The organism is Pseudomonas sp. R11F, from assembly GCF_050312575.1.
In the GTDB taxonomy this organism is placed as follows: Bacteria; Pseudomonadota; Gammaproteobacteria; order Pseudomonadales; family Pseudomonadaceae; genus Aquipseudomonas; species Aquipseudomonas palleroniana.
On sequence record NZ_JBNPJU010000010.1, the window covers coordinates 13,729 to 37,959 of the forward strand.

General features: G+C 61.8%; 22 protein-coding genes. 10 read left to right on the top strand and 12 right to left on the bottom strand.

The annotated features are described in order from the left end of the window. Positions 1–96 precede the first annotated feature (96 nt). The 5 genes from ACQRBV_RS02160 to ACQRBV_RS02180 all read right to left on the bottom strand — a co-directional run bounded on the left by ACQRBV_RS02160 (position 97) and on the right by ACQRBV_RS02180 (position 4,898). Positions 97–1,254 (bottom strand): phospholipase D-like domain-containing protein, encoded by a 1,158-nt coding sequence (locus ACQRBV_RS02160; RefSeq protein ID WP_411984459.1) that lies wholly within the window; start codon positions 1,252–1,254, stop codon positions 97–99. Between the two features lies 1 nt (position 1,255). Next, positions 1,256–1,834: a YceI family protein gene (locus ACQRBV_RS02165; RefSeq protein ID WP_161549730.1), complete on the bottom strand. Its 579-nt coding sequence runs from the start codon at positions 1,832–1,834 to the stop codon at positions 1,256–1,258. Positions 1,835–1,945: 111 nt separating this feature from the next. Next, positions 1,946–3,388, bottom strand: a complete 1,443-nt coding sequence (locus ACQRBV_RS02170; RefSeq protein ID WP_411984458.1) for an amidase — start codon at positions 3,386–3,388, stop codon at positions 1,946–1,948. A gap of 125 nt (positions 3,389–3,513) precedes the next feature. Then, complete coding sequence (locus ACQRBV_RS02175) at positions 3,514–3,828, bottom strand: amidase (protein ID WP_104995753.1); 315 nt, start codon at positions 3,826–3,828, stop codon at positions 3,514–3,516. Then, positions 3,825–4,898 (bottom strand): serine hydrolase domain-containing protein, encoded by a 1,074-nt coding sequence (locus ACQRBV_RS02180; protein WP_205344798.1) that lies wholly within the window; start codon positions 4,896–4,898, stop codon positions 3,825–3,827. The genes ACQRBV_RS02175 and ACQRBV_RS02180 overlap by 4 nt, the downstream gene beginning before the upstream one ends. Positions 4,899–5,086: 188 nt before the next feature. Between ACQRBV_RS02180 and olsB the strand changes: the two genes are divergently transcribed. Next, positions 5,087–5,842, top strand: coding sequence for an L-ornithine N(alpha)-acyltransferase (olsB, locus tag ACQRBV_RS02185; RefSeq protein WP_060753765.1), 756 nt, complete (start codon positions 5,087–5,089; stop codon positions 5,840–5,842). Further along, positions 5,842–6,633, top strand: coding sequence for a lysophospholipid acyltransferase family protein (locus tag ACQRBV_RS02190; protein WP_060753766.1), 792 nt, complete (start codon positions 5,842–5,844; stop codon positions 6,631–6,633). Before olsB ends, ACQRBV_RS02190 begins: the two co-directional genes overlap by 1 nt. 5 nt (positions 6,634–6,638) lie before the next feature. Here the strand turns inward: ACQRBV_RS02190 and ACQRBV_RS02195 are convergent, their stop codons facing one another. Continuing rightward, entirely contained in the window at positions 6,639–7,256 is a 618-nt protein-coding gene (locus tag ACQRBV_RS02195) for an ACP phosphodiesterase (RefSeq protein ID WP_090366296.1), read from the bottom strand. Between the two features lie 153 nt (positions 7,257–7,409). Between ACQRBV_RS02195 and ACQRBV_RS02200 the strand changes: the two genes are divergently transcribed. The 3 genes from ACQRBV_RS02200 to ACQRBV_RS02210 are packed head-to-tail and all read left to right on the top strand — an operon-like array spanning position 7,410 to position 9,999. Further along, positions 7,410–7,736 carry an ArsR/SmtB family transcription factor gene (locus ACQRBV_RS02200; protein WP_060753768.1) on the top strand — a complete coding sequence of 109 codons (327 nt, stop codon included), beginning with the start codon at positions 7,410–7,412 and terminating at the stop codon, positions 7,734–7,736. Between the two features lie 13 nt (positions 7,737–7,749). Further along, positions 7,750–8,916 carry an MFS transporter gene (locus ACQRBV_RS02205; protein ID WP_411984457.1) on the top strand — a complete coding sequence of 389 codons (1,167 nt, stop codon included), beginning with the start codon at positions 7,750–7,752 and terminating at the stop codon, positions 8,914–8,916. Between the two features lie 27 nt (positions 8,917–8,943). Further along, complete coding sequence (locus ACQRBV_RS02210) at positions 8,944–9,999, top strand: alkene reductase (protein ID WP_104995748.1); 1,056 nt, start codon at positions 8,944–8,946, stop codon at positions 9,997–9,999. Between the two features lie 317 nt (positions 10,000–10,316). Here the strand turns inward: ACQRBV_RS02210 and ACQRBV_RS02215 are convergent, their stop codons facing one another. Continuing rightward, positions 10,317–10,949: a TetR family transcriptional regulator gene (locus ACQRBV_RS02215; protein ID WP_060753771.1), complete on the bottom strand. Its 633-nt coding sequence runs from the start codon at positions 10,947–10,949 to the stop codon at positions 10,317–10,319. A 265-nt stretch (positions 10,950–11,214) separates the two neighbouring features. Between ACQRBV_RS02215 and ACQRBV_RS02220 the strand changes: the two genes are divergently transcribed. From ACQRBV_RS02220 to ACQRBV_RS02240, 5 genes are all read left to right on the top strand, one after another. Then, positions 11,215–12,363 (top strand): efflux RND transporter periplasmic adaptor subunit, encoded by a 1,149-nt coding sequence (locus ACQRBV_RS02220; protein ID WP_060753772.1) that lies wholly within the window; start codon positions 11,215–11,217, stop codon positions 12,361–12,363. A 3-nt stretch (positions 12,364–12,366) separates the two neighbouring features. Further along, positions 12,367–15,528 (top strand): efflux RND transporter permease subunit, encoded by a 3,162-nt coding sequence (locus tag ACQRBV_RS02225; RefSeq protein WP_161549735.1) that lies wholly within the window; start codon positions 12,367–12,369, stop codon positions 15,526–15,528. Then, positions 15,525–16,982, top strand: coding sequence for an AdeC/AdeK/OprM family multidrug efflux complex outer membrane factor (gene adeC / locus ACQRBV_RS02230; protein ID WP_205344795.1), 1,458 nt, complete (start codon positions 15,525–15,527; stop codon positions 16,980–16,982). Before ACQRBV_RS02225 ends, adeC begins: the two co-directional genes overlap by 4 nt. Before the next feature lie 178 nt (positions 16,983–17,160). Further along, positions 17,161–18,411 (top strand): OprD family porin, encoded by a 1,251-nt coding sequence (locus ACQRBV_RS02235; protein ID WP_411984456.1) that lies wholly within the window; start codon positions 17,161–17,163, stop codon positions 18,409–18,411. An 83-nt stretch (positions 18,412–18,494) separates the two neighbouring features. Then, positions 18,495–19,394, top strand: a complete 900-nt coding sequence (locus tag ACQRBV_RS02240) for a polysaccharide deacetylase family protein (RefSeq protein ID WP_411984455.1) — start codon at positions 18,495–18,497, stop codon at positions 19,392–19,394. On the opposite strand, the gene pcaC is transcribed toward ACQRBV_RS02240, so the two are convergent. From pcaC to pcaG, 5 genes are all read right to left on the bottom strand, one after another. Continuing rightward, complete coding sequence (gene pcaC, locus ACQRBV_RS02245) at positions 19,395–19,787, bottom strand: 4-carboxymuconolactone decarboxylase (protein ID WP_060753777.1); 393 nt, start codon at positions 19,785–19,787, stop codon at positions 19,395–19,397. A gap of 219 nt (positions 19,788–20,006) precedes the next feature. After that, positions 20,007–20,798 carry a 3-oxoadipate enol-lactonase gene (gene pcaD, locus ACQRBV_RS02250; RefSeq protein WP_205344793.1) on the bottom strand — a complete coding sequence of 264 codons (792 nt, stop codon included), beginning with the start codon at positions 20,796–20,798 and terminating at the stop codon, positions 20,007–20,009. A 10-nt stretch (positions 20,799–20,808) separates the two neighbouring features. Continuing rightward, complete coding sequence (locus tag ACQRBV_RS02255; protein WP_411984454.1) at positions 20,809–22,173, bottom strand: 3-carboxy-cis,cis-muconate cycloisomerase; 1,365 nt, start codon at positions 22,171–22,173, stop codon at positions 20,809–20,811. A gap of 9 nt (positions 22,174–22,182) precedes the next feature. Further along, complete coding sequence (locus ACQRBV_RS02260; RefSeq protein WP_060753780.1) at positions 22,183–23,478, bottom strand: MFS family transporter; 1,296 nt, start codon at positions 23,476–23,478, stop codon at positions 22,183–22,185. Between the two features lie 186 nt (positions 23,479–23,664). Next, positions 23,665–24,231, bottom strand: a complete 567-nt coding sequence (gene pcaG, locus ACQRBV_RS02265; RefSeq protein WP_060753781.1) for a protocatechuate 3,4-dioxygenase subunit alpha — start codon at positions 24,229–24,231, stop codon at positions 23,665–23,667.

Consider the following 24,231-nt stretch of genomic DNA (forward strand, 5'->3'; position numbering starts at 1 on the left):
GTGGATCAGTCAATATTTTCAGAGGCTGACACCCTGCAATCGGGAGCAAGCCGAATCCTCGCACCGCCCCTCCCATATTTGATTTCATTGACCTGGTTAGCCGCGTCTATCCAGCAAGTTCACCACCAACCGATCAATCCACCCCCACACCCGCTGTTTCACCCGTCGCCACAACGGCCGAGCCTTCCAGGCCTCCAGGCTCACCGCCTGGCTCAGTGCAAAGTCACGCTCGAAACTGCCCGCCACCGCCTGCGTCAATGCCGGGTCCAGCGCTTCGAGGTTGGCTTCCAGGTTGAAGCGCAGATTCCAGTGATCGAAATTGCACGAGCCCACGCTCACCCAGTCATCTACCAGCACCATTTTCAGGTGCAGGAAGCACGGCTGGTATTCGAAGATCTGCACACCCGAGCGCAGCAGGCGCGGGTAATAGCGGTGCCCGGCGTAACGCACGGACGGGTGATCGGTGCGCGGGCCGGTGAGCAACAAGCGCACATCCACGCCCCGCGCCGCCGCCCGACGCAGGGCACGACGCACGCCCCAGGTCGGCAAAAAATACGGAGTGGCCAGCCAGATGCGTTGCTGGCTACGGTTCAGTGAGCGCAGCAATGATTGCAAGATATCGCGGTGCTGACGGGCATCGGCATACGCCACCCGGCCAAGGCCCGGGCCCGTCGCCGGCACCTTGGGCAAGCGCGGCAAACCGAAATGGCGGGAGGCTTTCCACTCCCGGCGCGCCGCATTGGCCTGCCATTGGCGGTCGAACAACGCCTGCCAGTCCTGCACCAGTGGACCGCTGATTTGCACCATCACCTCGTGCCAATCGGCGGTGTCGTTGCCCGGCGTCCAGAACTCATCCGTGGCCCCGGTGCCGCCCACAAACGCGTTGTGCCGGTCGATCAACAGGAGCTTGCGATGATCGCGGTACAAGTTGCCCATCCACCGGCGCCAGTTGAGGCGATTGTAAAACCGCAGCTCGACACCGGCGTCGATCAAGCGCTTACGCAGCCCCAGGGTAAATGCCAGGCTGCCGTAATCATCGAACAGACAACGCACCTGCACGCCACGTTCGGCGGCCACGACCAGCGCCTGCACCATGGCTTCGGCACACGCCCCGGCTTCCACCAGATAGAGTTCGAGGTCCACCTGCCGCTCAGCTCGGGCAATGCCCACCAGCATCTGCGGGAAAAAACTCGGCCCGTCGATCAGCAACTCGAAACGGTTGGCGCTGCGCCAGGGGAACACTGCGCCGCCCATGTCAGCGCGCCGAAAAGATCAGTACCGCACCCACCGGCACCGACAGGCTTATAGACGTGAGCCCGGCCGCCTTACGCAAGGCCGCAACACCCGGCATCAGCTCGAAATCCTCGGCGTGCACCACCACAGGTTGCAGGGTCACGACCTGGAACCGGCGATCATCCAGGCGCGTGGCGAGCAGCTCGGCACTGTAAGTCTGGGTCTTGCCATGCAGCGTGACCGCCAGCGGCAGACGCAACTCCAACTGTGCGCCCGGCGCCAGATCGTTGATCGGTTGCAGGTTGATCTGCGCGTTGATCCGGGCTTCGGGGAAAGTCTTGATTTCAAACAGGTCATTACGCATGCGCTCATCGCGCAGGGGGATGCCACTGTTGATCGACTCCAGCTCCACCTCCAACTGCGCCGCGCCGTTGCCATCCACCTTGCCATGCAACACCAGGAAGCGATGCACTTCGGCAATTTCAGTGTTTTTGGTGGTCACGAACGACAGGCGCGAGGACTCGTTATCCAGGTACCAATCGGCATGGGCAGGTAAGGCGGTGGCGGCCAGGAGGGCGAAGGCCAAGGGTTTGATTGACATTAACGACTCGCGGGGGAAAACCTGAGCGAACCTTAAGCGCAATGTCATGAACGGTGCAAATCCATTGTGGAGGAGGCGCGCCAGGCCAACGCCAGGTCCTACGTCGACCAATCAACCTATCCCCGCTAGACACGCAGGCGGCCGCCTCTGCACCCATTGCGTCAGTTGCTCATGGGCATACGCCAATTGCAGGACCGCACGGTCGGCCTGCGCCGGGCCGATGATCTGCAGGCCCATGGGCAGGCCCTGGGAGTTAAAGCCCACCGGAATGCTCATGCTCGGCAGGCCGGCCAGGGTGGGGCCGATCACCACTTCCATCCAGCGATGGTAGGTGTCCATGTCACGCCCTGCCACCTGGCGCGGCCAGGGTTGTCGGGCATCGAAAGGGAACACTTGGGCCGTGGGCAGCAACAGGAAATCGTAGCGTTCGAACAGCTTGGCCAACGCGCGATACCACTCGCTGCGATCCACCGAAGCCTGATACACCTGCTGGGCACTCAAGCCCAGGCCACCCTCCACTTCCCATTGCGCCTCGGGCTTGAGCAAGGCGCGTTTTTTCGGGTTGGCGTAGGCCCCAGCCAGGTTGCCATGCACCAACCAGTGGCGATGTACCAACCAACTACGCCACAGGCGCGCCATGGAAAAGTCCGGCAGACAGCGTTCGACGTTGCAACCCAGCGTGGCGAAATCCCCGAGGGCCGATTCGCACAGGCTCATGATCCCGTCTTCCATCGGCAGGTAGCCGTTATAGTCGCCCAGCCAGCCCAGGCGTGTACTTTTGAAGTCACGCGCCAAGGGTTGGCCCAAGACGCGCGGATCGTCCTTGGATGACAACGGTACCCGTGGGTCATAACCCGCCTGGATGCTCAGCAGTTGCGCCACATCCGTCACGCTGCGGCCCATCGGGCCTTCGGTGCTCAATTGCTGCACGAACAGTTCCGGCATCGGCCCGTGGGGCACCCGGCCCTGGGACGGGCGCAAGCCGAACACATTGTTGAATGCCGCCGGGTTGCGCAACGAACCCATCATGTCGCTGCCATCGGCCACCGGCAGCATGCGCAGCGCCAGGGCCACGGCCGCCCCGCCGCTGCTGCCGCCTGCGACGCGGCTGGGGTCGTACGCGTTGCCGGTGGTGCCGAACAGCGTGTTGTAGGTCTGTGAGCCGAGGCCGAACTCCGGCACGTTGCTCTTGCCGATGATGATCGCGCCGCTGGCACGCACGCGTGCCACGCTGATCGCGTCTTCTGTCGGCACATGGTCGGCGAACAATGGCGAACCCAGGGTCGTGCGTAACCCCTGGGTGGCCGCCAGGTCCTTGATCGCCTGGGGCATGCCGTGCATCCAGCCACGGGACCGGCCCTGGGCCAATTCGCGATCACAGGCCCGCGCCTCGGCCAGCACCTCATCGGCTTCGCGCAGCGACACCAGCGCATTCACGCTCGGGTTGAAACGCTGGATCTGCGCCAGAAATGCCAGCATCACTTCTTCGCAGGAGACCTGCCGGGCGTGGATCGCCCGTGACAGTTGCGCGGCATCCCAATCAACAATACTCAAGGCCTCACCTCACTCGCAAACGATAGCGGCTACCTAGCAAACGCTACCTCATGCGTACAGTAAGCACACCGGCAACGTCAGCGTGCAAGCTGACAACAACGGCGTGTGCATACAGGTGTGAAACTTCAAGGCAACAGGCGGCAGCCCTGGCGGTCCCCCATCCACCGCGCAGTATGGGTGCGCCCCAACCCACTGGCGGTGACTTCACTGCGCTGCGGGTTATCGCTCAACGCATTGATCGGCACGTACTGCTTCACATACCCGCGGCAATAATCGGCCGGGTTGTTCTCCACATACCGGCACGAACAATATTCCTTGGCCGTGTACGCCGCGATGATGTCGGGGAAGGCTTGCAGGTTGACGCGCTCGTGCCAGATCCAACCCAGCAAGGCGAGCAACAACAGTAGAAACAGACTGGTAAACGGTCGACGGCGGATCATGGTTGCACCGCCGCAAGCACGCGTTTGAGCAATTCGTTATGGCGGTAGCTACCATCGCGGTCGTCGCCGTAACGCACGATCACCAAGTGTTCGTCGGGCATCACGAACAATGCCTGGCCCCAGTGACCGAGGGCGGCAAAGGTGTCGGCAGGGGCGTCGGGCCAGGGTTGCGGCACGCCTTTGTTAAGCCACCAATGCCCACCCGGCACCGCGTCGTCCTGGCCGGCTTTGTAGCGGTCGAACGGCTGGCGGTTGAAGGCGACCCAGTCTTTGCGCAGCAACTGCTGATCACCCCAGCGCCCGTCGCGCGCCATCAGCAGGCCGACCCGCGCCAGATCGCGGGCGGTGAGGTAGGCGTAGGACGAGGCGACAAAGGTTTCATTGGCATCGGTTTCCCACGTGGCGTTGTGAATGCCCAGCGGTTTGAAGAGCGCGTCCCACGGGTAACTCATATAGGCCTTGTGACCGAGCATGCCTTTGAGGGCGGCGGAGAGGATATTGCTGTCGCCGCTGGAGTAACGGAACGCCTGGCCTGGCGGGTTGACGGACGCGGTGTCTGCGGCGAAGTCGGCCATATCGCCACGGCCGCGGGTGTAGAGCATTGCCACCACCGAGGAGTTCAGCGGGGCGTATTCATAGTCCTCCTGCCAGTCCAGGCCCGAGGCCCAGTGCAGCAAGTCGGCCATCGTCACCGTGGGGTGTTGTTTCATCGGCGGGTAAAAGCGCGCCACGGGGTCGCTCAGCTTGAAGCGGTTCTCGCCGTAGGCCACGCCGAGCACAGTGGCCATCAGGCTTTTACTGACGGACCACGTCAGGTGCGGCGTGCTGGCCGTGGTGGGCGCGCCGTAGCGCTCATAAATGATCTGGCCATCGCGGATCACCAGCAAGGCATCGGTGCGGATGCCTTTGCGGGTGACGTCATCGCGGGCTGGGAATGCGTAGGCATCCAATGCATCGACAGCAGGGCCGGAAAGCGCTGTGCCCTTGGCCCATTCCTTGTCGGGCCAGGTTTCGGCGTGGGCGGTAACGGTGACGAACAGCAGGGCGACACACAGCAAGCCTCTGACCATAAACGCAGACTCAACGAGGGGGGCATTCAAGCCCGCGAGCCTAGCCGAGGCCGATGACAGATTTGCGACAAACAGCCTGTCATCCAACCGTCACCGTAACTTCATGGAGATGACACCGAGGCTACATAGCCTGAGTTTGGACAAACAAGTCGACCGGCCGGTAAGTGGCCGGCACTCGGAGATTCGCCATGACTCAGATCGCCCGCATCAGCGACACCGGCAATGAACGCCGCCTGCAAGCCGAACGCCTGGTTGGCGCACAGGCGTTGCAGGAAGCCCAGGCCCTGCGGTTCAACGTGTTCAGCGGCGAATTCAACGCCAAGCTGAAAGGTGCGGAACTGGGCCTGGACATGGATGATTATGATGTTCACTGCAGCCACATCGGCGTGCGTGATTTGAACAGCGGTCGACTGGTGGCGACCACCCGTTTGCTGGACCACCAGGCAGCCGGCACTCTGGGCCGGTTCTACAGTGAAGAAGAATTCAGCCTGCACGGCTTGTTGCATCTGCAAGGCCCGATCCTGGAAATCGGCCGCACGTGCGTCGATCCCGCCTACCGCAACGGCGGCACCATCGCGGTACTGTGGGGCGAGTTGGCCGAGGTGCTCAACGAGGGCGGCTACAGCTACCTGATGGGCTGCGCGAGCATCCCGATGCACGATGGCGGCATCCAGGCCCACGCGATCATGCAGCGCCTGCGCGAACGCTACCTGTGCAACGAACACTTGCGCGCCGAACCGAAAAAGCCGCTGCCGGCGCTGGACCTGCCGTCCAACGTCATCGCCGAGATGCCCCCCCTGCTCAAGGCGTATATGCGCCTGGGTGCGAAGATCTGCGGTGAGCCGTGCTGGGATGAAGACTTCCAGGTGGCCGACGTATTCATCCTGCTCAAGCGCGATGAGTTATGCCCGCGTTACGCCCGCCACTTCAAGGCGGCGATGTGATGAGCCGCCTGCGCGTCTATGGGCGCATTGCACGGGTGTTGCTGGTGGTGGCGCTGGGCTTGAGCATGGCCAGTGTCTTTGGGGTGTTCGAACGCTTGGGTGTCGCCAACTCAATGGTGCGACGCCAGCGCTGGTCGCGATTCTTCATGGCGCGGTTGACTAACGCCCTGCCCTTTCGCGTGACGGTACACGGCGAGCTGCCGCAAACGCCGATGCTGTGGGTGAGTAATCACGTGTCCTGGACCGACATTCCGCTGCTGGGCATGGTCACGCCGATGTCGTTCCTGTCCAAGGCCGAAGTGCGCACCTGGCCGGTCGCCGGCTGGTTGGCGGCCAAGGCCGGCAGCCTGTTTATCCGCCGGGGCTCGGGCGACAGCCAGTTGATCCGCAAGCAGATGACCCGCCATCTGGAGCAGCAGCACCCACTGCTGATGTTCCCGGAGGGCACCACCACCGACGGGCGCAGCCTGCGCACCTTCCACGGACGCTTGCTGGCCAGTGCCATTGATGCCGAGGTGTCACTGCAACCGGTGGCCATCCGTTATCTGCGCGGCGGCCAGGTGGATCCGCTGGCACCGTTCATTGGCGATGATGATTTGCTCTCGCACCTGATGCGCCTGTTTGCCAATGACCAGGGCGATGTCGAGATTCATGTGCTCAAGCCGATTGCCTGTGCCGGCCAGGAACGCGCGGCATTGGCGTACCAGGCGCAGCAAGCGGTGCAGAAAGCCTTGTTCGGGCCGCTGCCGGAGATCGAGCAGGTGGATGCACGGCCTGCATTCGCTGCCTGAATCGTTCAAATGCGGGAGGGGCCTGCTCCCTCCCACACTTGGCCTGATGCTGCCAGTTGGGTGCTGGCAAACGCCTGCAGTTGCGGATAGAACACCCGGAAGTCCTCACTCAACGGCTCATAGAGCATGCGCAACTCCTGCATCGCATGGCCCAGTTCTGCGGGCTGTGTCAGGCGCCGTGAGATCCCCCGCAACACCTGTTCCATCACCGCAAACTCGCGGTAGGACCCCAACCAGTCATCCGCCGCCATATAGGGGGCGATCTGCGCCAGGCGCCCTGGCAACTGCGGTTCGGCCGCCAGTACGCGATACACCTGCGAGGTGAAGCGCTCCAGCGGTTGGTCGGCATACACCAACCAGTCCCGCGCCAGGCAGTGGTCGAAAAACACATCGAGGACGATCCCGGCATAACGCCGGCGGGTCAGGCTGAAGCGCGACAACGCCTGCCCCACCCGTGGGTGGCTGTCGGTGTAGCGGTCGATTGAGCGGTGCAGCGCAATGGCCGATTCGATTTGCGGGCTGAACTGGCCCTGCAGGCGGCCTTTGACGAAGTCGCCATAGAGGCTGCCCAACAGTTGCGCAGGAAGTTGGCCGCCCAGGTGCAGATGTGCGAGATAATTCATGACGTGCAGTCTAACACTGCCGCCAACGTATCGTTATAACCCGATATACCGAATTGATCGGCATTAAGACCAAAATCATATTGGTATATCGGAATTCAACGATTTAAAGTTCGCCTCATCGCGATATAACGCTGCAAGCAACGAGCAACCGCCATGTCCATCGACCTCGACGAAATAATAAAAGCCCTGGCACACCCAGTACGACGAGACATCCTCACCTGGCTTAAAGACCCCAAGGTGCAGTTTCCCGAGCAACTGCATAACCACGAATACGGCATTTGCGCCGGGCAGATCGACCAGCGCTGCGGCTTGTCCCAGTCGACGGTGTCGGCCCACCTGGCCACCTTGCAACGGGCCGGTCTGATCAGCAGCCAGAAGGCTGGGCAGTGGCACTTTTTCAAACGCAACGAGGAAACCATCCAAGCCTTCCTCGCTGCGCTCATTACCGAACTCAGCGCTGACGATAAGGCAGCGCTGTAACAAGGACAGGATAATGCCTCTCTCGCTACTCATACTGGCCCTGAGCGCCTTTGCCATCGGCACCACCGAGTTCGTCATCATGGGCTTGTTGCCCGATGTGGCGGCAGACTTGGGTGTGTCGATTCCAGGTGCCGGCTGGCTGGTGACCGGCTACGCCCTGGGCGTGGCCATCGGCGCGCCCTTCATGGCATTGGCGACCGCCAAGCTGCCACGCAAGGCCGCCCTGGTAGTGCTGATGGGCATCTTCATTATCGGCAACCTGCTCTGCGCCCTGGCCAGCGACTACAACGTGCTGATGTTTGCCCGCGTGGTGACTGCGCTGTGCCACGGGGCCTTCTTCGGTATCGGTTCGGTGGTAGCCGCCAACCTGGTGCCCGCCAACAAGCGTGCCTCGGCCGTGGCGTTGATGTTCACCGGCTTGACCCTGGCCAACGTGCTTGGCGTGCCATTGGGCACAGCGCTGGGGCAGGCAGCCGGCTGGCGCTCGACCTTCTGGGCCGTCACCGTGATTGGCGTAGTGGCGTTGATCGGTCTGATGCGCTTCCTGCCCGCCAAGCGTGATGAAGAAAAACTCGACATGCGTGCCGAACTCAAAGCGCTGCAGGGCGCCGGTATCTGGCTGTCGCTGAGCATGACCGCGCTGTTTTCAGCGTCCATGTTCACACTCTTTACCTACGTCGCGCCGTTGCTGGGCGATGTCACCGGCGTGTCGCCCAAGGGCGTGACCTGGACACTGTTGCTGATCGGCCTGGGCCTCACCCTGGGCAACATCATCGGCGGCAAGCTGGCGGACAAACGCCTGGGCGCCACCTTGATCGGCGTGTTCATCAGCATGGCAGTGGTTTCCACCGTACTGAGCTGGACCAGCACCGCACTGATCCCGACTGAAATCACCCTGTTCCTGTGGGCCACCGCTGCGTTCGCCGCCGTCCCTGCACTGCAAATCAACGTGGTGACCTTCGGCAAGGCTGCACCGAACCTGGTGTCCACCCTGAACATCGGCGCTTTCAATGTCGGCAACGCCCTCGGCGCCTGGGTGGGCGGCAGTGTGATTGCCCACGGCCTCGGCCTGACCAGTGTGCCCCTGGCAGCCGGTGCCCTGGCGGTGCTCGCGCTGCTGGTGACCTTGATGACTTTCCGTCAGGGCGGCGACGCCGACCTGGCCCCTGCGACCAACTGATCAACTTAATAGAGAGAGTGATTTCCCATGACGACTATTTTCGATCCGATCAAACTGGGCGACCTGGAACTGTCCAACCGTATCATCATGGCGCCGCTGACCCGTTGCCGCGCCGATGCCGGTCGCGTTCCCAATGCACTGATGGCCGAGTACTACGTGCAACGTGCTTCCGCCGGGCTGATCCTCAGCGAAGCCACTTCGGTCACGCCGATGGGCGTGGGTTACCCTGACACCCCGGGCATCTGGTCCAACGATCAAGTGCGTGGCTGGGCGAATGTTACCAAGGCCGTGCATGGCGCGGGCGGCAAGATTTTCCTGCAACTGTGGCACGTAGGGCGCATCTCGCATGAGTCCTACCTGAACGGCGAAACGCCCGTGGCCCCAAGCGCCATCCAGCCTAAAGGCCACGTCAGCCTGGTGCGCCCACTGGCCGACTACCCTACCCCGCGCGCTCTGGAAACCGCTGAAATCGCCGACATCGTCGACGCCTACCGCGTGGGTGCGGAAAACGCCAAGGCTGCAGGTTTTGACGGTGTAGAAATCCACGGCGCCAACGGCTACCTGCTCGACCAATTCCTGCAAAGCAGCACCAACCAGCGTACCGACAACTATGGCGGCTCCCTGGAAAACCGGGCGCGCCTGCTGCTGGAAGTGACCGACGCTGCGATTGAAGTCTGGGGTGCCGGCCGTGTGGGTGTACACCTGGCTCCGCGCGCCGACTCCCATGACATGGGCGACGAGAACCTGGCGGAAACCTTCACCTACGTCGCGAGCGAACTGGGCAAGCGAGGTATCGCCTTCATCTGCTCCCGCGAAAAAGAAGGCGCCGACAGCCTCGGCCCACAGCTGAAAAAAGCCTTCGGCGGCCCGTACATCGCCAACGAGCGCTTCACCAAGGACAGCGCCAACGCCTGGCTGGCCGCCGGCAAGGCGGATGCGGTGGCCTTCGGCGTACCGTTCATTGCCAACCCGGACCTGCCGGCCCGTCTGAAGGCCGATGCGCCGCTGAACGAAGCGCACCCGGAAACCTTCTACGGCAAAGGCCCGGTGGGTTACATCGACTACCCGACGCTGGCGCTTTGAGCGTCACTCTGAATAAGTAGTACGACAATAAAATGTGGGAGGGGGCTTGCCCCCGATAGCGGTGTGTCAGCCAACGAATCAGGCGACTGACACTGTGCTATCGGGAGCAAGCCCCCTCCCACATTTTGCTTTGTATAGCCTATGAGGAAACATTCCTTCACAGGCTTGCAACAAAATCGCTACAAAATACTTAGGCGGCTACCTATCAACCGCCGGTCAGCCCGTATATAAAGTCATCCTGCCCATCAGGCGAAGGGGCGATTGACTGTTTCTGGAATTTGCCGTTGACACAACTGGAAGCAATTACGCATTTTGTCTTAATTGCGCAGGCTGGGGCTCAGGCGCAGCATGTCCAGCCCTGCATCCACCCAACGCTCGGCGTCCTGGTGCAGTTGGAAGCTGTCAGGCACCAGTAGCCATTGGCCAATCAAGCCGTGGATGTAGGCGTGGATGCACACGGCACCACGGGTAGTGTCCAGGTTTTCCGGCAGTTGCCCCCGATTGACCGCGTTACGCAACGTCAGGCCGATGCGCAGGTTGCATTCAAGACTGTGGGTCTGGCGTTGGCGCCGCATGTCACACATTTCATCGGTGAACTCGCACTTATGAAACAGGATTTCGTTGATGCGCCGGGTTTTCGGGTCCAGGGCCACTTGATGATAAAGATGAATCAACAGCTTGCGCATACAGCCCAGCGGGTCGACTTCATCCTCGCTTTCACTCGCCCTGGCCAATTCGTCCAAGGGTTCGTGCAGCGTGTCCAACAATGCCTGGAACAAGTCCGACTTGTTACTGAAATGCCAGTAAATGGCACCGCGTGTCACGCCGGCCAGCGTGGCGATGTCCGCCAGCGTGGTCCGCGCGACGCCGCGCTGATAAAAGGCGTGCTCGGCGGCCTCGAGAATCTGGCTGCGCGTTTCCTGAGCTTCCTCTTTGGTGCGACGAACCATGGCAGTAAAACCTCAATCAGAACACTTGGGATGATCGGTAACGAGCATCTGAATAATTGTGGGACGACGCCGTCAGGGGCGCCGAACGTACTAGAATCGAGGCTTTCAGCGGTGCTTTGTCAACATTGCGCGAAGCCTGTCAAGAGTTTACAAACAACCATGAACGTAAGTATATTGCGTAGCAAGCTACTTATCTACTCACAGCTTGTTTTTTACCCTTCCACACTGCTTGTGCGCATTCTGCGCGCCTGACCCGAGGATCTTCATGCAACTTAAGCCAGCTGTTACCGCTCTGGTCACTGCCGTCGCCCTGGCATCGCTGCTCAGCGGATGTAAAAAGGAAGAAGCGGCTCCGCCCGCTCAAACCCCTCAGGTCGGCGTGGTCACCATTCAACCGCAAGCCTTTACCCTGACCACTGAACTGCCGGGCCGCACCACGGCTTACCGCATTGCGGAAGTCCGCCCCCAGGTCAATGGCATCATTCTCAAGCGCCTGTTCAAGGAAGGCGGCGACGTGAAGGAAGGGCAGCAGCTCTACCAGATCGACCCGTCGGTGTATGAGGCCACCCTGAAAAGCGCCCAAGCCAGCCTGACCCAGACCAAGTCCATCAGCGACCGCTACAAGCAGTTGGTCAATGAGCAGGCCGTCAGTCGCCAGGAATACGACACCGCCGTGGCCAACCGCATGACCGCCGAAGCCAACGTGCAAACCGCCCAGATCAACGTGCGCTACACCAAAGTGTTCGCGCCGATCTCCGGGCGTATCGGCCGTTCTTCGGTGACCGAAGGCGCGCTGGTCAGCAATGGCCAGACCGATGCACTGGCCGTGATCCAGCAACTGGACCCGATCTACGTCGACGTCACGCAGTCCTCGGCTGAAATGCTGAAACTGCGCCGCGACCTGGAAAGCGGCCAGCTGCAAAAAGCTGGCGACAACGCCGCCAAGGTCAAGCTGACCCTGGAAGACGGCACCGCCTACGGCCTGGACGGCAAGCTGGAATTCTCGGAAGTGTCGGTCGACCAGACCACCGGTTCCGTGACCCTGCGCGCCGTGTTCCCCAACCCTGACCACACCCTGCTGCCGGGCATGTTCGTCCACGCCCAACTGCAAGCCGGTGTGAACAGCAAGGCTATCCTGGCGCCGCAACAAGGCGTGACCCGTGACCTCAAGGGCATCCCGACGGCACTGGTCGTGAACCAGGACAACAAGGTCGAACAGCGCGTCCTGGTGGCGAACCGCACTGCCGGCGCCTACTGGCTGGTGGAAGATGGCCTCAAGGCCGGTGACCGCGTGATCACCGAGGGCCTGCAGTTCATCAAGCCGGGCATCGAAGTCAAGGTCAAGGACGCTGATAACGCTAAACCCGCCGGTACGGCTGCAGCACCTGCTGCCGCTGCTGGTAAAGGGGAGTAATTCATGTCGAAATTTTTTATCGACCGTCCCATTTTTGCCTGGGTAATCGCCCTGGTGATCATGCTGGTCGGGGCACTGTCGATCCTGAAGTTGCCCATCAACCAATACCCGGCCATCGCGCCAACCGCCATCGACATCCAGGTGACCTACCCAGGCGCGTCCGCACAAACCGTGCAGGACACCGTGGTGCAAGTCATCGAGCAACAGCTCAACGGTATCGACAACCTGCGTTATGTCGCCTCGGACAGTAACTCCGACGGCAGCATGACCATCACCGCGACGTTCAATCAGGGTACCAACCCGGACATCGCCCAGGTTCAGGTGCAGAACAAGCTGAACCTGGCGACCCCATTGCTGCCGCAAGAAGTGCAGCAGCAGGGTATCCGCGTGACCAAGTCGGTGAAGAACTTCCTGATGGTGATCGGTCTGGTGTCGGAAGACGGCAGCATGACCAAGGACGACCTGTCCAACTACATCGTTTCCAACATCCAGGACCCGATTTCCCGGACCGCCGGTGTGGGTGACTTCCAGGTGTTCGGTTCGCAATACGCCATGCGTATCTGGCTCGACCCGGCCAAGCTGAACAACTACCAGCTCACGCCGGTAGACGTCAGCAACGCCATCTCGGCCCAGAACGTCCAGGTCGCGACCGGCCAGTTGGGCGGCCTGCCTGCCCTGCCCGGTACCCAACTGAACGCCACCATCATCGGCAAGACCCGTCTGCAAAGCGCCGAAGAGTTCGCCAAGATCCTGATGAAGGTGAACGCCGACGGCTCGCAGGTTCGCCTGGGCGACGTGGCTCGTATCGAGCTGGGTGGCCAGAATTACAGCATCAGTGCACAGTTCAACGGCAAGCCGGCCTCCGGTATGGCCATCAAGCTGGCAGCCGGCGCCAACGCCCTGGACACCGGCAAGGCGATCCGTGCCACCGTGGCCTCCCTGGAACCGTTCTTCCCGCCAGGCATGAAGGCGGTGGTGCCGTATGACACCACCCCGGTGGTGACCGAGTCGATCTCCGGGGTAGTCGACACCCTGGTCGAAGCGATCGTGCTGGTGTTCCTGGTGATGTTCCTGTTCCTGCAGAACTTCCGCGCCACCATCATCACCACCATGACAGTACCGGTGGTATTGCTGGGTACCTTCGGCATCCTCGCGGCAGCCGGCTTCACCATCAACACCCTGACCATGTTCGGCATGATCCTGGCCATCGGCTTGCTGGTGGACGATGCCATCGTCGTGGTGGAAAACGTCGAGCGGGTCATGGCCGAGGAACACCTCTCGCCCAAGGAGGCGACGGTCAAGTCCATGGGCCAGATCCAGGGCGCCCTCGTGGGTATTGCCCTGGTACTGTCGGCGGTACTCTTGCCGATGGCCTTCTTCGGTGGTTCCACCGGTGTGATCTACCGACAGTTCTCCATCACCATTGTTTCGGCGATGGCGTTGTCGGTACTGGTTGCCCTGATCTTTACCCCGGCCTTGTGCGCCACCATGCTCAAGCCGATCGACCCGGAAAAACACGGCCAACCCAAGCGCGGCTTCTTCGGCTGGTTCAACCGCACCTTTGATCGCGGCGTTCAGAAGTACGAGCGCGGCGTGGGCGGCATGATCAAGCACAAGATTCCAGCGTTCCTGGTGTATGCGCTGATCCTGGCCGGCATGATCTGGATGTTCACCCGTATTCCAAGCGCGTTCCTGCCTGAGGAAGACCAGGGTGTGATCTTTGCCCAGGTGCAGACGCCGGTCGGTTCTTCGGCTGAACGTACGCAAAAAGTCATCGACGACATGCGTGCCTTCCTGCTCAACGACAAGGAAGGCGAGCCGGGCGAAGGCAAGGCCGTGAAGTCGGTGTTTACCGTGAACGGCTTCAACTTCGCCGGCCGTGGCCAGAGCTCGGGCCTTGCGTTCGTGATGCTCAAGCCATGGGGCGAGCGGGATGCTTCGCAATCGGTGTTCGAGGTCGCGAAACGGGCCCAGGGTTACTTCTTCGGGGCCTTCAAGGACGCCATGGTCTTTGCCATCGTGCCGCCTTCGGTTCTGGAACTGGGTAACGCCACCGGTTTCGACGTGTTCCTGCAAGACCAGGGCGGCGTCGGCCACCAGAAGTTGATGGATGCGCGTAACCAGTTCCTCGGTGCTGCGGCGCAAAGCAAGATCCTGGCGGGTGTGCGCCCCAACGGCGTGAACGATGAGCCGCAGTACGAGCTGACCGTTGACGACGAGAAGGCCAGTGCCCAGGGCATCAGCCTGTCGGAAATCCAGCAGACCCTGGCGATTGCCCTGGGTGGCAGCTACGTCAACGACTTCATCGACCGTGGTCGTGTGAAGAAGGTGTACGTGCAGGGTGACGCGGCCAGCCGCATGTCGCCGGAAGACCTGGACAAATGGTACGTACGCAGCACCTCCGGGAAGATGGTGCCCCTGTCGGCCATCTCGTCGGGCAAGTGGATCTACGGCTCGCCCAAGCTCTCGCGTTACAACGGTGTAGCGGCGATGGAAATCCTCGGTACTCCGGCACCTGGTTACAGTACCGGTGACGCGATGGCGGAAGTCGAGCGCATTGCCAAGAGTCTGCCGGCCGGTGTCGGCTACTCGTGGACCGGCCTGTCGTATGAAGAACGCCTCTCCGGCTCCCAGGCGCCTGCGTTGTACGCCCTGTCGCTGCTGGTGGTGTTCCTGTGCCTCGCGGCCCTGTATGAAAGCTGGTCGATCCCGATTGCGGTGATTCTGGTGGTGCCGCTGGGTGTGATCGGTGCCTTGATCGCCACCAGCCTGCGCGGCCTGTCCAACGACGTGTTCTTCCAGGTGGGCCTGCTGGTAACCGTCGGTCTGGCGGCGAAAAACGCCATCCTGATCGTGGAGTTCGCCAAAGAGCTCCACGAACAGGGCAAGGGCATCGTCGAGGCCGCCATCGAAGCGTCCCGCATGCGTCTGCGCCCGATCATCATGACGTCCATGGCGTTCATGCTCGGCGTACTGCCGCTGGCGATTTCCACCGGCGCAGGTTCAGGCAGCCAGCATGCAATCGGTACCGGCGTGATCGGCGGTATGATCACGGCGACTGTCCTGGCGATCTTCTGGGTGCCACTGTTCTACGCTACCGTGTCCTCCGCCGGCGAACGCAAGAAGCCGGTGGCCATTGAAACTCCTAAAGAGGCTGGCCAATGAGCAAGTCGCTAATTTCCCTGGCCGTCACCGCATTCGTGCTCAGTGGCTGCTCCTTGATACCTGACTACCAGCGCCCCGAGGCGCCGGTAGCTGCCCAGTTCCCGCAGGGGCCGGCGTATTCGTCGGCCCAGGCGCCGGGCCAGGCCGCTGCAGAGCAAGGCTGGAAACAGTTTTTCCATGACCCGGCCCTGCAACAGCTGATCCAGACCGCGCTGGTGAACAACCGTGACCTGCGCGTCGCGGCGCTGAACATCGACGCGTATGCGGCGCAGTACCAGATCCAGCGTGCCGACCTGTTCCCGGCCGTTTCGGCCACGGGCAGCGGCAGCCGCTCGCGCACTCCGGCCCGCCTGTCGCAGACCGGCGAGGCGAGCATCAACAGCCAATACTCGGCCGGCCTCGGGATCAGTTCGTATGAGCTGGACCTGTTCGGTCGCGTACGCAGCCTGAGCGAAGAAGCCCTGCAAAAGTACTTCGCCACTGAAGAAGCACGGCGCAGTACCCAGATCAGCCTGGTGGCCAGCGTGGCCAACGCCTACCTGACCTGGCAGGCCGACAAGGAACTGCTCAAGCTGACCCAGGAGACCTTGGGCGCCTTCGAGGAGAGCTATCGGTTGACCTCGCGCAGCAACGAAGTCGGCGTGGCCTCGGCCCTCGACCTCAGCCAGTCGCGTACCTCGGTGGAAAACGCGCGCGTGCAGCTTGCCCGCTATACGCGCCAGGTGGCCCAGGACGAAAACAGCCTGACCCTGCTGCTGGGTACCGGCCTGCCGGCCAATCTGGCCAGCAAGCCGCTGTCGGATGACCTGCTCAGCGAAGTGCCGGCCGGCTTGCCGTCGGACCTGCTGCAACGGCGTCCCGACATCGTGCAGGCCGAGTACAACCTCAAGGCCGCCAACGCCAATATCGGCGCAGCCCGGGCAGCGTTCTTCCCGAGCATCAGCCTGACCGCCAGCGCCGGCACCGCCAGCCCCAACCTGGGCGGCCTGTTCAAAGGCGGTTCGGGCACCTGGTCGTTTGCCCCGCAGATCAACATTCCGATCTTCAACGCCGGTAGCCTGCGCGCAAGCCTGGACTACTCGAAGATCCAGAAAGAGATCAACGTAGCCAACTACGAGAAAGCCATCCAGACCGGCTTCCAGGAAGTCTCCGACGGCCTCGCCGCACGTGCGACCTACAAGCAGCAACTGGACGCCCAACGTGGTTTCGTCGCAGCCAACCAGGATTACTACCGCCTGGCCGAGCGTCGCTACCGCATTGGTGTCGACAGCAACCTGACGTTCCTCGATGCACAGCGCCAACTGTTCAGTGCCCAGCAATCGCTGATCACCGACCGCCTGGCGCAGCTGACCAGCGAGGTCAACCTGTACAAGGCCCTCGGCGGTGGCTGGAACGAGCAGACGGCGAAGAACGAGCCGTTGAAAGAAGAAGCGCCGAAGATGAAGCTGTTCTGATCTGATCTGCGCGACGTAAACGAAGCCCACCTTTTGGTGGGCTTTTTATTTTGCATGCCTTCAACAGCTTTCGTTCGATCATCGCACACAACCCGCTCTCCCCCACTTTCAACGCTCCCATAGCGCCAAGCACCATGGCCGCCACCTGCACAACCCCAATAACAACAGGTCCAACGCCATGAGCACTTTCCACCCGCGCCAGCTGTTGCTGGCCACCGCTGTCGCCAGCCTTGCCCTCCCCGTGGTCGCCGAAGAACACGGCTTTCTCGAAGACGCCAGCGCCAACCTCAACCTGCGCAATTTCTTCTTCAACCGCAATTTCACCAACCCGACCAAAAGCCAGGGCGGCGCGCAGGAGTGGACGCAGAGTTTCATCCTCGACGCCAAGTCCGGCTTTACCCAGGGCACCGTGGGTTTCGGCCTGGACGTGCTGGGCTTGTACTCACAAAAGCTCGACGGTGGACGCGGCACCGGCGGCACCCAACTGTTGCCGCTGGATCACGATGGCCGCCCGGCCGATAACTTCGGACGCCTCGGCGTAGCGTTCAAGACGCGCATTTCGAAGACCGAAGTGAAGGTCGGCGAATGGATGCCAGTACTGCCGATCCTGCGGGCCGACGACGGCCGCTCGCTGCCGCAGACCCTGCGCGGCGGGCAGATCACTTCCAAAGAGATCGACGGCCTGACGCTGTATGGCGGCCAGTTCCGCGCCAACAGCCCGCGTGACGACAGCAGCATGAGCGACATGTCCATGACCGGCAAAGCGGCGTTCACCTCCGACCGTTTCAACTTCCAAGGCGCGGAATACGCGTTCAATGACAAACGCACCCAGGTCGGCCTGTGGAACGCCCAGCTCAAGGACATCTACCGCCAGCAATTCGTCAACCTGATCCACAGCCAACCCGTGGGCGACTGGACCCTGGGCGCCAACCTTGGCTTTTTCTATGGCAAGGACGATGGCAGCGCCCGCGCCGGCAGCCTGGACAACAAGACCTGGTCCGGCCTGTTTTCCGCGCGCTACGGCGGCAACACTTTCTACGTCGGCCTACAAAAACTCACCGGCGACAGTGCCTGGATGCGCGTCAACGGCACCAGCGGCGGCACCCTGGCCAACGACAGCTACAATTCCAGCTACGACAACGCCCAGGAGAAATCCTGGCAAGTGCGCCACGACTACAATTTCGCCGCCCTCGGCATCCCGGGCCTGACCTTGATGAACCGCTACATCAGCGGCAGCAACGTGCACACCGGCACGATCACCGACGGCAAGGAGTGGGGGCGTGAAAGCGAAGTGGGCTACACCGTGCAGAGTGGAAGCCTGAAAAACCTCAACGTGCGCTGGCGCAATTCCACGATGCGCAGGGACTACAGCAACAACGAGTTCGATGAAAACCGGTTGATCGTCAGTTACCCGATCAGCCTGCTGTAAACCGGCGTCACACTTACTGTATGGTGCGCGCCTGCCGCTGCTGAACCACCCAGCAGCGGCCTTTATTCGAGCCCGCGTCCACCATGAAAGCCTTCGCCTTAGCGACTGCCCTGCTAGCCATGGCCTTGAGCCTCAACGGCTGCATCAGCGCACCTATTGCCCTGACGCCGCAGACCGCGCAGCGTTTGCAGGCCCAGGCGCCGATCCGATTTCTGCTGACCTTCGATGACGGCCCCAGCGCCTCGGGCTATAACAACCCGAGCCGTTCGGTAATCGCGGACCTGGCGAAAAACCCGGTGTTGCCGGGCATCAAGGCGGTGTTCTTCCTGCAGACCGAAGCCTCGCGCTCGGGGGGCAACCCGCGTGGTCACAAGACCATGGAGCGTGAGTATGCCGCCGGGCATATCCTGGCATTCCACACGGCTACCGCGTTTCATACCAACCATCGCTGGCTCAATGATGCCGAATTGGAAAGCACCCTCACCCAGGGTTCGGCAGATATCGCCGCCATCACGGGCACCCCGCCCCTGCTGGTACGCCCGCCCTTCTGGAACTACGACAAACGCACCTTCGCGGCCTACCAGCGCCACCACCTGCAGGTGTTGCTGACCGACTTGAGTGCCAACGACGGCAAGATCTGGGGATTCAATGGCAGCCCGCGTCGCCGCGCCAACCTGTACCGGCAACTGTCAGTGGTGCGCGAACGTATTGCCTTGGGCGAACTGCCCACGGTGGACGGGGTGATCCCCGTAGTGGTGACTTTCCACGACATCAACCGCTACACCGCACGGCATATGCAGGAGTATCTGCAGATCCTGCTGGACAGTGCCAGGATCAACGGCATGAAAACCGCCGCCGAACCCTTCTACACCGACCATGCCACCCTGGAGCGCGCCGCGCTGGCACGCACGGTCAAGGATGTGAATGAGCCGGTGCATCTGCCTGGGGTATGGAATTGGGTGTGGGATGCCGACTCCCACTGATCACTGCCGAGACTCAACCCCCAGCTCATCCCACACCGACTCCGCCAGGTGGAACGTCGCATTCGCCGCCGGAATGCCGCAGTAGATCGCGCTCTGCATCAATACTTCCTTGATCTCGGCACGGGTCACGCCGTTGCTGGCGGCGGCGCGCAGGTGCAGTTTCAGCTCTTCGCTGCGGTTCATGCCGATCAACATGGCGATGGTGATCAGGCTGCGGGTGTGCCGTGGCAACCCGGGCCGGGTCCAGATATCGCCCCAGGCATGACGGGTGATCATCTCCTGGAACTCGCTGTTGAACTCGGTCAGGGCATTGAGGCTGCGATCGACGTGGGCATCGCCCAGTACCTCGCGGCGTACCTGCAGGCCATCGGCGTAACGTTGTTTCTCGTCCACAAAAAATTCCTCACTTGTAGTGAGCGGGCTTGCCCTAATGCCAGTCAGTTAAGGTTTAACGCTGTCACTGTGGGCGGGGGCTTGCTCCCGATAGCGGTGGGTCAGTCGATAAACTGCTGACTGGCATACCCTCATCGGGAGCAAGCCCCCTCCCACAAGTTATTCATCGTCCGTTCTATCGCTTAACTGACTAGCATTAGGACAAGCCCGCTCACTACATTAATGGGCCAGTAGAAAGTCCAGGACGCGGTCGCTGAACGCCGCGCCCGCTTGAACGTTGGATAGGTGCGCCGCGTAGAACTCGGCGTATTCGGCGCCCTTCACATGGTTCTGAATAAAGTGCCCGCCGGCCGGTGGCGTCACGGCATCTTCAGTGCCGGCAATCACCAGGGTCGGGACATTGATCGAAGCCAGTTGCTCACGAAAATCGGCATCGCGCACCGCCGCGCAGTTCGCCGCATAACCCTCGGGCGAAGTCGCAGCGAGCATATCGGTGATCAGCTTGGCCTGATGCGGGTTGGCCGCGGCGAAATCCGCCGTGAACCAGCGTGCAATGGACGCATCGCGCAAGGCCACCATCGCCGCCGCGCCGTCGCGCAGGACCATTTCTATGCGTGGGTTCCAGACCTCGGGCGTGCCGATCTTGGCGGCGGTGTTGCACACCACCAGGCGGTGCAGGCGTTTACCGGCGTGAATGCCCAGCCATTGGCCAATCAACCCGCCCATGGACAGGCCACAGAAATGCGCACGCTGGATATCCAGCGCATCAAGCAACGCGATCACATCATGGCCGAGCTGCTCGATGCTGTACGGCCCCGGCGTCACCAGGGATTGGCCGTGGCCGCGGGTGTCGAAACGCAACACGCGAAAATGCCGGGCAAAGGCCGGGATCTGCAGGTCCCACATATGCAGGTCGGTGCCCAGGGAGTTGGACAGCACCAGCACCGGCGCGTCGGCCGGTCCGTCCAGTTGGTAATGCAGTTCGCCCTCGGCGAGTTGTACAAAAGCCACAGCGTTCTCCTCAGGCGGTCAATGCAAAATGGTCGGCCACTGCGCGGGTCACCCAGGTTTGCGCCTGGCCCAGGTAGTGGGCCGGGTCAAGCAGCCGGTCCAGTTCAGCCGCCGACAACTCGGCGGTGATGCGCGGCTCGTCCGCCAGCACGGCGCGCAGATGGCGCCCTTCGGCAACGGCCCGTTTGCAGCAGTGTTCAAGCAAATGATGCGCGGTCTCACGGCCCAGACGCTGGGCCAGCACGATGCTGACCGCTTCGGCCAACACCAGGCCTTGGGTCAGGTCGAGGTTGTGCGCCATGCGCTGCGCATCAACCTCAAGCCCCTCGCTCACCTGCAACGCCTGCTTCAAGGCACCGGACACCAGGCGACAGATCTCGGGCAAGGTTTCCCATTCGGCGTGCCATAGGCCCAGGCTGCGCTCATGCTCCTGGGGCATGGCACTGAACATCGTCGCGACCAGGCCGGGCACGCGTGTGGCGGCGCTGATCAATACAGCCGCGCCCACGGGGTTGCGCTTGTGGGGCATGGTCGACGAACCGCCCTTGCCTGGCGCCGAGGGCTCGAATACTTCCGCCGCTTCGGTCTGCATCAGCAGGCTGACATCGCGCCCCAGTTTGCCGAGGCTGCCGGCGATCAGGCCAAGGCTGGCGGCGAACTCCACCAAGCGATCACGCTGGGTATGCCAGGGTTGCTCGGGCAAGCTCAACTGCAACTCGTCCGCCAGCGCCTCGGCCACCGGCATGGCCTGTTCGCCCAGCGCTGCGAGCGTGCCGGAAGCACCGCCAAACTGCAGCACCAGCAGGCGCGGCTTCAGTTCGGCAAGACGCTGGCGGCAGCGTGTCACCGCCCCCAGCCATCCGGCGATTTTCATGCCCAGCGTCACCGGCGTCGCGTGCTGCAACCAAGTGCGCCCGGCCAGAGGGGTACTCGCATAACGCTGCGCTTGAGCGGCCAGAACGCCACCCAACTGCGCCAAGTCCGTTTCGATCAACGCCACAGCGCGCCGCAGTTGCAGCACCAGGCCGGTGTCCATCACATCCTGGCTGGTGGCGCCCAGGTGCACATAGCGTTCGGCGCCGGCGTCTTCAGCGGCAATCAACTTGCCCAGCGCCTTGACCAATGGAATCGCCGAATTGCCCGCCGTGGCAATCGCCGCGCCGAGCGCATCGACGTCGTACAGCGACGCCAGGCACGCCTGAGCAATCGGCGCCACGGCGGCCTGCGGGATCAGCCCGACCCGGGCCTCGGCCCGGGCCAGCGCCGCTTCGAAATCCAGCATGCCCTGCAGGCGTCCCTGGTCGCAGAACACCTCGGCCATGCTGTCAGCAGTGAAGTAAGCGTCGAACAGTTGATTGCTCGTGCGCAGTGTCATAACTCATCCCTAGAGATCGTGGTGCAGATACGCCGCCTGTTTCGGCAGGCGCAAGCTGAACAGGAAAGCGATTGCCATCATCGCCGTGACGTACCAATAGAAGCTGTTTTCCAGGCCGATGGATTTGAGGCTCAGCGCGACGAACTCCGCAGAGCCGCCAAAGATCGCGTTGGCCACCGCGTAGGCCAGGCCCACGCCCAAGGCACGCACCTGGGGCGGGAACATCTCCGCTTTGACCAGGCCGCTGATGGAGGTGTAGAAGCTCACGATCGCCAAGGCCAAGGTGATCAACACGAATGCCAGGAACGGGCTGCTGACGGTTTTCAAGGTGAGCAGGATCGGCACGGTAAACAGGGTGCCAAGGCCGGCGAACCAGAGCATCGAGTTACGTCGGCCGATCTTGTCCGCCAACATGCCGAATACCGGCTGCATGCACATATACAAAAACAGCGCACCGGTCATGATGTAGCTCGACGTCTTGGCATGCATGCCGACGGTGTTCACCAGGTACTTCTGCATGTAAGTGGTGAAGGTATAGAAAATCAGCGAGCCACCGGCGGTGTAGCCCAGCACCGTGATAAACGCGGCTTTGTGGTCGCGGAACAACGCGGCAATGCTGCCGGCGTCTTTGTCTTCGCGCATTTCCTTGCTGGTGGTTTCTTTCAACGAGCGGCGCAGCAGCAGCGAAATCACCGCCGCGACGGCGCCGATCACGAACGGAATCCGCCAGCCCCAGGCCCGCAACTCTTCTTCGGTGAGGATCTGTTGCAGGATCACCACCACCAGCACGGCCAGCAGTTGCCCGCCGATCAGCGTCACATACTGGAAGGAGGCAAAGAAACCCCGTTGGCCCTTGAGCGCCACTTCACTCATGTAGGTCGCGGTGGTGCCGTACTCGCCGCCCACGGACAGCCCCTGGAACAAGCGCGCCACCAGCAGCAGGATCGGCGCCCAGACGCCAATGGCGTTATAGGTCGGCAAAAAGGCGATGACCAGGGAGCCGGCGCACATCATCAACACCGAGATCATCATCGAGTTTTTACGGCCGTGCTTATCGGCTACCCGACCGAACAGCCAGCCACCAATGGGCCGCATCAGGAACCCGGCGGCGAACACACCGGCGGTGTTGACCAGTTGAACCGTGGGGTTGTCCGACGGAAAAAACGCCGGCGCAAAGTAAATGGCGCAGAAGGCATAGACATAGAAGTCGAACCATTCGACAAGGTTGCCGGAGGAAGCACCGACAATCGCAAAAATCCGTTTGCTGCGTTCTTCTCCGGTGTAGTGACTCGTTGTTGTTGTCATGTTTTTTTACTCAGTGGGAACGGTTATAGCCTAGACATACTTTGCAACAACCATGTTCCGCAAGCAGACTTTTGGAGAAGTAATGCCCGAACCGGCTTCATCCGGAGCAAGCCTCCTCCCACATTTGCAGGTATTCACACATCAAAATGTGGGAGCGGGCTTGCTCGCGAATGGCCTCAAGCCAACTCAATAATCGAAGAACACCGTTTCCTTGTCTGTGCCCTGCAAAATCACATTCCACTGATAGACACCACCGGCATCCTGCCGGGCAATCAAGGTGCTACGACGCTCAGCCGGCACACAGGCCAGCAACGGGTCGTCCCCGTTCAGCGCCTCGCCATCAAAATAAATCCGCGTGAGCAAGTGCTTCACCAACCCACGGGCAAACACCAGGACCACCAGGTGCGGCGCCTGGGTCGTGCCGTTCAGCCCCGGCACCGCACCCGGCTTGATGGTGGTAAAGCGGAAACGCCCTTCGGCATCCACCGGCACCCGGCCGAAACCTTCGAAGTTCGGGTCGACGGCCTTGTCCTGCTCATCTTCCGGGTGGTCATATTTACCGGCAGCATTGGCTTGCCACACTTCAAGCATGGCGTCGTTGACGACATTACCCTTGCCATCCACCACCTGCCCACTGATCGCCACACGTTCGCCGAGGGTGGCCGGCACGGTCAGGTCTTCACGGTTCAGCCAGGTCAGGCCAATGTGGTAATACGGCCCGACGGTGTGGGACGTAGTCGCGTTGAGTGTCAT

What these genes read in the sequence shown, in the direction of transcription:
- ACQRBV_RS02160 (WP_411984459.1), bottom strand. Translation starts at nt 1,254, where the DNA reads ATGGGCGGCGCAGTGTTCCCCTGGCGCAGCGCCAACCGTTTCGAGTTG.
- ACQRBV_RS02165 (WP_161549730.1), bottom strand. Translation starts at nt 1,834, where the DNA reads ATGTCAATCAAACCCTTGGCCTTCGCCCTCCTGGCCGCCACCGCCTTA.
- ACQRBV_RS02175 (WP_104995753.1), bottom strand. Translation starts at nt 3,828, where the DNA reads ATGATCCGCCGTCGACCGTTTACCAGTCTGTTTCTACTGTTGTTGCTC.
- ACQRBV_RS02180 (WP_205344798.1), bottom strand. Translation starts at nt 4,898, where the DNA reads ATGGTCAGAGGCTTGCTGTGTGTCGCCCTGCTGTTCGTCACCGTTACC.
- olsB (WP_060753765.1), top strand. Translation starts at nt 5,087, where the DNA reads ATGACTCAGATCGCCCGCATCAGCGACACCGGCAATGAACGCCGCCTG.
- ACQRBV_RS02190 (WP_060753766.1), top strand. Translation starts at nt 5,842, where the DNA reads ATGAGCCGCCTGCGCGTCTATGGGCGCATTGCACGGGTGTTGCTGGTG.
- ACQRBV_RS02195 (WP_090366296.1), bottom strand. Translation starts at nt 7,256, where the DNA reads ATGAATTATCTCGCACATCTGCACCTGGGCGGCCAACTTCCTGCGCAA.
- ACQRBV_RS02200 (WP_060753768.1), top strand. Translation starts at nt 7,410, where the DNA reads ATGTCCATCGACCTCGACGAAATAATAAAAGCCCTGGCACACCCAGTA.
- ACQRBV_RS02205 (WP_411984457.1), top strand. Translation starts at nt 7,750, where the DNA reads ATGCCTCTCTCGCTACTCATACTGGCCCTGAGCGCCTTTGCCATCGGC.
- ACQRBV_RS02210 (WP_104995748.1), top strand. Translation starts at nt 8,944, where the DNA reads ATGACGACTATTTTCGATCCGATCAAACTGGGCGACCTGGAACTGTCC.
- ACQRBV_RS02215 (WP_060753771.1), bottom strand. Translation starts at nt 10,949, where the DNA reads ATGGTTCGTCGCACCAAAGAGGAAGCTCAGGAAACGCGCAGCCAGATT.
- ACQRBV_RS02220 (WP_060753772.1), top strand. Translation starts at nt 11,215, where the DNA reads ATGCAACTTAAGCCAGCTGTTACCGCTCTGGTCACTGCCGTCGCCCTG.
- ACQRBV_RS02225 (WP_161549735.1), top strand. Translation starts at nt 12,367, where the DNA reads ATGTCGAAATTTTTTATCGACCGTCCCATTTTTGCCTGGGTAATCGCC.
- adeC (WP_205344795.1), top strand. Translation starts at nt 15,525, where the DNA reads ATGAGCAAGTCGCTAATTTCCCTGGCCGTCACCGCATTCGTGCTCAGT.
- ACQRBV_RS02235 (WP_411984456.1), top strand. Translation starts at nt 17,161, where the DNA reads ATGAGCACTTTCCACCCGCGCCAGCTGTTGCTGGCCACCGCTGTCGCC.
- ACQRBV_RS02240 (WP_411984455.1), top strand. Translation starts at nt 18,495, where the DNA reads ATGAAAGCCTTCGCCTTAGCGACTGCCCTGCTAGCCATGGCCTTGAGC.
- ACQRBV_RS02255 (WP_411984454.1), bottom strand. Translation starts at nt 22,173, where the DNA reads ATGACACTGCGCACGAGCAATCAACTGTTCGACGCTTACTTCACTGCT.
- ACQRBV_RS02260 (WP_060753780.1), bottom strand. Translation starts at nt 23,478, where the DNA reads ATGACAACAACAACGAGTCACTACACCGGAGAAGAACGCAGCAAACGG.
- pcaG (WP_060753781.1), bottom strand. Translation starts at nt 24,231, where the DNA reads ATGACACTCAACGCGACTACGTCCCACACCGTCGGGCCGTATTACCAC.